Origin of the sequence: Methylorubrum podarium (assembly GCF_022179745.1) — a bacterium.
GTDB lineage: Bacteria > Pseudomonadota > Alphaproteobacteria > Rhizobiales > Beijerinckiaceae > Methylobacterium > Methylobacterium podarium.
The window spans coordinates 1-6,977 of the sequence record NZ_BPRD01000221.1; the positions used below are offsets into that span (position 1 = coordinate 1).

5 protein-coding genes are annotated in these 6,977 nt (G+C 71.1%); 3 read left to right on the plus strand and 2 right to left on the minus strand.

Annotated elements, in window-relative coordinates; all coding sequences use genetic code 11:
* From MFF42_RS11945 to MFF42_RS11955, 3 genes are all read left to right on the plus strand, one after another.
* A partial coding sequence (locus tag MFF42_RS11945) for an FAD-dependent oxidoreductase (RefSeq protein ID WP_238255942.1) occupies positions 1-1,084 on the plus strand: 1,084 nt, incomplete at its 5' end.
* A 458-nt stretch (positions 1,085-1,542) separates the two neighbouring features.
* Positions 1,543-3,168 carry a hybrid sensor histidine kinase/response regulator gene (locus MFF42_RS11950; RefSeq protein WP_238255943.1) on the plus strand — a complete coding sequence of 542 codons (1,626 nt, stop codon included), beginning with the start codon at positions 1,543-1,545 and terminating at the stop codon, positions 3,166-3,168.
* Positions 3,169-3,226: 58 nt separating this feature from the next.
* On the plus strand, positions 3,227-3,868 hold the full coding sequence (locus MFF42_RS11955) for a hypothetical protein (RefSeq protein ID WP_238255944.1): 642 nt from the start codon (positions 3,227-3,229) through the stop codon (positions 3,866-3,868).
* A gap of 8 nt (positions 3,869-3,876) precedes the next feature.
* On the opposite strand, the gene MFF42_RS11960 is transcribed toward MFF42_RS11955, so the two are convergent.
* Both MFF42_RS11960 and MFF42_RS11965 read right to left on the minus strand, forming a co-directional pair.
* Entirely contained in the window at positions 3,877-4,503 is a 627-nt protein-coding gene (locus MFF42_RS11960; RefSeq protein ID WP_238255945.1) for a sarcosine oxidase subunit gamma, read from the minus strand.
* On the minus strand, positions 4,496-6,977 hold a 2,482-nt coding region (locus MFF42_RS11965; protein ID WP_238255946.1), incomplete at its 5' end, for an FAD-dependent oxidoreductase. The genes MFF42_RS11965 and MFF42_RS11960, both read right to left, overlap by 8 nt.

Sequence of the window (6,977 nt, forward strand, 5' to 3'; positions counted from 1 at the left end):
ATCACCTCGACCCGGCCGGCGCCGGCGATGCGGCCGCGGCCGGGTCGAGGTGATCTCGGACGACGGCGGCAACCAGATGCTGGAGACGAAGAACATCGTCATCGCCACCGGCTCCGACGTGACGCGGCTGCCCGGCGTCGCGATCGACGAGAAGACGGTGGTCTCCTCCACCGGCGCGCTCGAACTCGGCGCGGTGCCCAAGCGCCTCGTCGTCATCGGCGCCGGGGTGATCGGGCTCGAACTCGGCTCGGTCTGGCGCCGGCTCGGCGCCGAGGTGACGGTGATCGAGTATCTCGACCGCGTCCTGCCGGGCATGGACGGCGAGGTCGGCAAGCAGTTCCAGCGCATCCTGGCCAAGCAGGGCATGGTCTTCAAGCTCTCGACCAAGGTGACCGGCGTCGAGATCGGCAAGAAGGGCGGCGCGACCGTCACCGTCGAGCCGGCTCAAGGCGGTGAGGCGGAAAAGATCGAGGCCGACGTGGTGCTCGTGGCCATCGGCCGCGTGCCCTACACGGAGGGGCTCGGGCTGGAGACGGTCGGCGTGGCGACCGACAACAAGGGCCGCATCGAGACCGACAGCCACTACGCCACCAACGTCACCGGCATCTACGCCATCGGCGACGTGATCGCCGGGCCGATGCTCGCCCACAAGGCGGAGGACGAGGGCGTCGCGGTCGCCGAGATCCTGGCCGGGCAGTCGGGCCACGTGAATTACGGCGTGATCCCGAACGTGGTCTACACCTTCCCGGAGGTCGCCTCGGTCGGCAAGACCGAGGAGGAGCTGAAGAAGGACGGCATCCCCTACAAGGCCGGCAAGTTCCCCTTCACCGCCAACGGCCGGGCCAAGGCCAACGGCACCACCGACGGCTTCGTCAAAATCCTCGCCGACGAGAAGACGGATCGCGTGCTCGGCGTGCACATCGTCGGGGCCGATGCCGGCAACCTCATCGCCGAGGTCGCCGTGGCGATGGAGTTCGCCGCCTCCGCCGAGGACATCGCCCGCACCTGCCACGCCCACCCGACGCTGACCGAGGCGGTCAAGGAAGCGGCGCTCGCCGTCGACAAGCGGGCGATCCACGTCTGAGACCGCCTCCGGCCGATCGCTTCGGGCTTTGCCGGTCTCCGTCATCGCGAGGCTTCAGCCGAAGCGATCCAGTGCGCGACCTTTTCGGAGATGTCGCGGACTGGATTGCTTTCGCTGAGCCGCGCAAGGACGGCGGAGACGCCCTCGACGCGGAGGAAGACCGGGGAGGGGCAGCATCGCCGCTTCGGTGCCGCGCCCCTCGGAGCACCGTCTTTCCAGGCAAGCCGGCAATCGCCGTTCGGGACAATGCTCTACGTTATATTGTATGAAACGATACAAAGCAGTCGGCGGCGAAGAAACGAAAAGGTGATCGCAAACGCCTGTGCATGACTGTGCATGCGACTCTCTGTCTTAGACGATCATGCCCCGCCCGGCTTTCCTGGGAACCTCGTCCGGTGCCATCGTGTTGCGATGCGTGATCCGGTCCCGTGGGTCACATCCACGGGATCTCTGCCCTCATGCCCAGCCCGCCCGAGAAACCCAACGCACCCGGCCCCAACACGCCGGTGAGCGGCAGCGGGCCGACCGGCGTCATCGATCAGCATCACGACATCTTCTTCGCGGCCGTCGAGCGCACGCGCATGCCGATGATCGTCACCGATCCGCACCAGCCGGACAATCCGATCATCTTCGCCAACCGGGCCTTCATCCGGATGACCGGCTACTCGATCGACGAGCTGATCGGAAACAATTGCCGCTTCCTCCAGGGGCCGGAGACCGACCGCGAGACGATCGCGGAGGTGCGCGACGCGATCCGGGAGCACCGGGAACACGCCACCGAGGTGCTGAACTACCGCAAGGACGGCTCCTCGTTCTGGAACGCGCTGTTCGTGAGCCCGGTCTTCAACCGCTCGGGCGACCTCGTCTACTTCTTCGGCTCGCAGCTCGACGTCTCCCGCCGCCGCGATGCGGAGGAATCGCTGCATCAGGCCCAAAAGATGGAGAGCCTGGGCCAGCTCACCGGCGGCATCGCCCACGACTTCAACAACCTGCTGCAGGTCATCACCGGCCACAACGAGGTGATGCTGGCGCTGCTCGATCATCCGACGATCGACGCCGCGCGCCTGCGCCGGGCGGGCGAGGCGGTGCGGGATGCCAGCGAGCGGGCCGCCAAGCTGACGCACCAGCTCCTCGCCTTCTCCCGCAAGCAGCGGCTGGAAGGCCGGCTCCTGAACCTCAACGGCCTCGTCCAGAACATGGGCGAGATGGCCGAGCGCACGCTCGGCGAGCAGGTGGTGTTGCGGGTGATGCCGGCGCCAGACCTGTGGACGACGCGCATCGACCCGACCCAGGCCGAAGTCGCCCTGCTCAACGTCCTCATCAACGCCCGCGACGCCATGCCGGACGGCGGCACGGTGACGGTCAAGACCGAGAACCTGCTGGTCGAGGACGAGGACACCGCGCTGACCAAGACGGTGCCGCCCGGCGCCTACGTGATGATCTCGGTGACCGATACCGGGATCGGGATGCCGCCCGAGATCCTGGCCCGCGTCATGGAGCCGTTCTTCACCACCAAGGAGGAGGGCAAGGGCACCGGGCTCGGGCTCGCCATGGTCTACGGCTTCGCCAAGCAGTCGGGCGGCGCGGTGAGGATCTATTCCGAGGTCGGGCACGGCACGACGGTGCGGTTCCTGTTCCCCGCCTCCGACCAGAAGGTCGAGGAGGAGACCAAGCCGTCGATCCGCGCCGCCGACCGGCACGGCACCGAGACGGTGCTCGTCGTGGACGACCGGCCCGACGTGGCGGCCACCGCCGGGGTCATCCTGGAGGATTTCGGCTACAAGGTCACCGTGGTCGACACGCCCAGGGCGGCGCTCGAGATCCTGGACGGCGAGGCGCGCATCGACCTGCTGTTCACCGACCTGATCATGCCCGGCGGCATGAACGGCGTGATGCTGGCCCGCGCCGCGCGGGAGCGCCAGCCCAAGATCAAGGTGCTCCTCACCACCGGCTACGCCGAGGCCTCTCTGGAGCGCACCGACGCGGGCGGCACCGAGTTCGAGATCATCAACAAGCCCTACAAGCGGATGGAGCTGGCCCGCCGGGTGCGCCGGGTGATCGACGGGCCGACCGGGGTGGGGTAGCGGTCGGTCCGCTGCCGTCATCGGGATGGCGACGGTCCCAATACCAACCGGACCCCGGATGAGGCTGCCCTTCCCCGAAGACCGTCCGAGCGGGCGCCCGGCGCCGGGCCGGCGCGTCGCCGTCCTCGTCGCCGTCCTCGCCGCTCTGGCGACTCCGGCGGCCCTCGCCGCAACGGGGCAGGGCGCGCCGACCGGACGGACCGAAGGGCCCTACCCGCTGGCCTGCCACTATGTCCGCCGGGAGCTCGACCGGTTCGAGGCGTGTGCCCGGCGCGAGGGCGGAATGGTCCGAGTCGCCCCGGCCCATGTCGCGCGGATGACGTTCGACCGCGGATTGGCCGAACTGCGCGTGCCGACGATCGGCTGCCTCTGGGTCCGGCGCGACGGCCTCGCGCTGCCGGTCTTCACCCTCGACAACGGCCCGGACCCGTTCGAGCAGGGCCTCGTGCGAAGCTGGCGCGACGGCAAGGTGGCCTTCTACGACCGCCGCCTGCGGCTCGTCCTCGCCACGCCCTACGACTGGGCCTTCCCGTTCGACGCGAGCGGCGAGTCCCTCGTCTGCGAGGGTTGCCGCCCGGACGGGCGCGAGCCCGCCTCCATGGTGGGCGGCCGATGGGGCATCATCGACCGGACGGGGCGCCTCATCCTGCCGCTTGCCGAGGGCGGTGCCGCCGCCGACCGCTTCTTCGGCCGGCGCTGATCCGGCCGCTACGCGCCCTCGACCTCGATGCCGAACTCGGCCGCGGCGTGCTCCAGCCAGTGCCAGAAACTGCCGGCGAAGCTGCGGGCCACCGCGATCTCGTAGGTCGGGCCGGCATCGCGCTGCCAGAGCTGCACGCCGATATGGGCGATGCTCGTCACCGCCGCCCGGCCCGGGCCGAAGGCGCGGGGATGCAGATCGATCGCCACGCCCTTGGCGAGCATGGCGCGGGCCTTGGGGCCCGAGATCCGCACCAGGGCGCGGCCGTCGCTCTGGTCGGTGACGGCGGCGATGCCGCGCAGGGCCTCGGGCAGGTCGCGAAGGGCCTGCGGCGTCGGCGCCACCGCGAGCCACTGGCCCGGCGCGGACCAGACCAGACCGGTCTCGCCGACGAAGACGGCCTCGCCGGTCCCCGGCAGGGAGGGGCCGAAGCGCTCCGCCAGAGCCGCCCGCAAGGCGGCGTCCTGTCCATCCGCCGCGACGAGCGTGGCGAGACCGATGCCGTCGCGGAGCGTCAGGCGGATGCCCGCCGGCCCCTCCGCCGCGCCGTGCCGTCCGGCCTTCGCCGCGCCCTCCCAGGCGCCGCGGGGACGCCAAGCGGACGCGGGCGTTTGGGTCGTTGCCGCCTCAGACACGCAGCTTCTCCTCCTTGGGGTCGACGAAGACCGGCGAGCAGATCTCGACCGCGATGTCGGCGCCGCGCACCGGATCGTAGGCCCGCACCCGCTCGCCGTGGCGCTCGGTCCCGCGCCGGATCAGGCCGATGCCGATCCAGCTCCGCAGGCTCGGCGAGTAGGCGACCGAGGTCATCACGCCCTCGTCGGCCTCCAGGCTCGGCTCCGCGTCGAGGCGCAGGAAATGCGCGCCCGCCCGCAGCCGGTCGCTCGGATCGACCGGCCGGAAACCCGCCAGGATCGGCCTGTCCGGATCGGTCAGCGCCGGGCGCTCCTTCATCAGGCGGCCGACATAGTCCTTCTTCTTGGCGAGCATCCCGCCGAGCCCGAGGTCGCGGGCGGTGGTCTGGCCGTTGATCTCCGCGCCGGCGGCGTGGCCCTTCTCGATGCGCATCACCGAGAGCGCCTCCGAGCCGTAGGCGGTGATGCCGTAGGGCAGGCCCGCCTGCATGATCGCCCGCCACGCCGCGTCGCCGTAGCGTGCCGGCACCGCGAGTTCGTAGGCGAGTTCGCCCGAGAACGAGATGCGGAACAGCCGCGCCGGGATGCCGCCGCCGACGGTGATCTCGGCGGCCGCGAGGAATGGAAACGCCTCGTTTCCGATGTCGAAGCCGGGATCGACGATGCGGCGCAGGGTGTCGCGGGCGCGGGGGCCGGCGATGGCGTACTGCGCCCATTGCTCGCTGATCGAGGCGAGCTGCACGTCGAGTTCCGGCCACAACCATTGCCGGCAAAATTCGAGGTGCTGCATGACGCGGGCGGCGTTCGCCGTCGAGGCGGTCATGACGTAGTGCGTCTCGCCCATCCGCGCGATGGTGCCGTCATCCATGACGAAGCCGTCCTCGCGCAGCAGCACGGCGTAGCGGGCCTTGCCGACGGGGAGCGTGCCGAACGGGTTGGCGCAGACCCGCTCGATGAAGGCCAGCGCGTCGCGGCCCTGGATGTCGATCTTGCCGAGCGTGGTGACGTCGCAGACCCCGACGCGGGCGCGCACGGTCTCGACCTCCCGCACCACCGTGTCGAGCCAGTCGGTCTCGCCGGCGCGGGGGAAGTAGGCCGGGCGCAGCCACAGGCCGGTCTCGACGAAGACGCACCCGTTCTCCTCGGCCCAGGCATGGGACGGGACGTGGCGGGTCGCGCGAAACGCCTTGCCGCGATGGTGGCCGGCGAAGGCACCGATGGCGACCGGGGTGAAGGGCGGGCGGAACACCGTGGTGCCGACGCTCGGGATGTCCTTGCCCGTCAGCTCGGCCATGATCGAGAGGCCGGCGAGGTTCGAGGTCTTGCCCTGGTCGGTCGCCATGCCGAGCGTGGTGTAGCGCTTCAGCAGCTCGACCGCGCGGAACCCCTCGCGGTGGGCGAGTTCGACGTCGGAGGCGGCCACGTCGTTCTGGAAATCGACGAAGGCTTTTCCGCGGGGCTTGGGCACGCGCCAGAGCGGGGTGTGATCCACGCTCTCCGGATCGGTTTTCGGAGCGGTCTCGGCCGTGGCGGTGAAGCCGCACTCGGTCGCCGCCTCGGCGCCGGCCTGGGCGCCGGTCTCCAGGCATTCGGCGAGGGTGAAGCGCCCGGCGGCGGCGCCCGCCGCCTGCATGCCGGAGGCGAGGGCGCCCGGCACGAAGGCGTGGATCGCTTCGTCCCAGACAGGCCGACGCGAGAGATGCGAGTCGAGGTGGACGATCGGGTTCCAGCCATTGGCCATGGCGAGGCCGTCGCAGGCGATTGTCTCGGTGCTGTGGTAGCCGTCCACGACCTCGATCGCGCTGAGGCCCAGATGCCCCTTGGTGCCGGCGACGTATCCGCCGGTCACGACGCGCGCGCCGGCGGCCTCCGCCATCCGGCGCAAGGCCGGGGGAACGGCGGCGCGGGTGTCGATCACCGCCGCGAGCCCGCCGCCCGCGGCCAGGATGTCGGCGGCGGTGCGCCAGCCGTCGTCGCTCGACGTGAACACGGCGAGGCGGCGCCCCGGCAGCACGCCGTAGCGGTTGAGGTAGGTCCGCACCGCGCCGGCCAGCATCACGCCGGGGCGGTCGTTGCCGCCGAAGATGTGCGGGCGCTCGATCGCGCCGGCGGCGAGCACTGCCCGGCGCGCCACGATCCGCCACAGCCGCTGGCGCGGGGCGTGGGCGGCCGGGATCGCGAGATGGTCGGAGACCCGCTCGACCGCGCCGTAGGCGCCGTGATCGTAGACGCCGAACAGGGTGGTGCGCGACAGGATGCGCACCTCGGGCAGGCTCTCCAGCTCGGCCACCGCGCGGGCGGCCCAGTCGGCCCCGCTCTCGCCATCGATCTCGCGCCGCTCGGCCAGCAGGCGGCCGCCGATCGAAAAGTCCTCGTCGACGAGGATGACCCGCGCGCCGGAGCGGCCCGCGGCGAGCGCCGCCGAGAGGCCGGCCGGGCCGCCGCCGATGACGAGCACGTCGCAATGGGCGTGG